Genomic DNA, 1,258 nt, shown 5'->3' with positions numbered 1-1,258 from the left:
CGGGCCTTCAGCGTGCCGCCCATGCTGGTGACCCGCTCCTCCATGGAGAACAGGCCGGTGCCGGTCGAGACGGGCGCCGGGGTCGGCGGGGTCTTCGGCAGCGGGTTGCGGACCTCGATCCGCAGGTCGGGCCCCTCGACCGTGATCGCGACGGTCACCGGGAGGCCGGGCGCGTGCTTGGCGGCGTTCGTCAGGCACTCCCGTACGACGCGGTGGACGGCGGCCTGCCGGAGCGGGGACAGCGCCTTGGCCTCCTCGGCGACCGTCAGATCGACGGGGCTGCCCATCCGTTCGCTCTCCCCGGCGAGCTCGGCGAGCCCTTCGAGGCCGGGCGTGGCGGCGTCCCGGTCGGCGCGGCGCACGATCGTCTCGTTGAGCATGAGGTGGGCGCGCCGGGCGGTGTCCGCGAGCTCCTCGAAGTCCTTCTGGTGGGCCTCTCCCCTGGCCCGTACGGCGAGGACCTCGGCCCGCACCGCGAGGACGGTGAGCTCGCGGCCGACCAGGTCGTGGACGTCCCGGCCGACGGAGATCCGCTCCTCCTGGACGGCCTGCCGGGCGGCGGCCTCGCGGCGCTGGGCCTCCAGGGCGCGGACGAGGTCCTGCCGGTACGCGGCGATGCCGACGCCCGCCGCGAGGACGCCGATCGGGACGACCAGGCTGAGGAAGTCGCTGACGGTCTCGCCGTGCTCGGCGGGCCAGCCGGGTGTGAGGAAGTAGGCGTACGCCACGGCGACGTACAGCAGGGTCGCGGCGGTCGCGGCGCGCCGGCCCCGGAACCGGCCGATCGAGTAGAGCGCGAACTGGATCATGGTCAGCTCGTGCAGCCAGCCCATCAGGCCGAGCGCCACCGCGTACGGCAGCCACGGCAGCCGGCGGCGCAGCACGAGCGTGGCCGCGCCGGCCGCCAGGACCAGGGTCGCGGTGACGCCGGTGAGGGAGTTGTCGGCGCGGGCGAGCCCCGGCACGTCCAGGACCATCAGGCCGAAGGCGCTGAGCGCGGCGACGACGTCGAGGGCGCGGGGCGAGACGGCCCACCGGTCCACGCAGCGGCGGAGCGCGGGGACGGTGGGGAGGCGGAGCATGCCCTCCATCATCCAGGGTCTTTCGTCCCGGGCCTCTGGACTTCGGTCACAAGTCGCGTGATGTCACACACAAACGGACAAAGCCGAAGGGGCCCGGAACCGTGCGCGACGGTTCCGGGCCCCTTCGCCGTACGGGCTAGGCCTGCGGCAGGTTCGCCAGCTGGGTCTGGATGCGG

At 74.2% G+C, this 1,258-nt stretch carries 1 protein-coding gene; it reads right to left on the bottom strand.

Annotated elements, in window-relative coordinates:
- A partial coding sequence (locus CCN56_RS39135) for a sensor histidine kinase (RefSeq protein ID WP_256962417.1) occupies positions 1–1,082 on the bottom strand: 1,082 nt, incomplete at its 3' end.
- Positions 1,083–1,258: the final 176 nt, after the last annotated feature.

Source organism: Streptomyces sp. NRRL B-24572 (assembly GCF_002156145.1).
Classification (GTDB): Bacteria; Actinomycetota; Actinomycetes; order Streptomycetales; family Streptomycetaceae; genus Streptomyces; species Streptomyces vietnamensis.
This window is presented reverse-complemented; position numbering and strand designations above follow the sequence as displayed.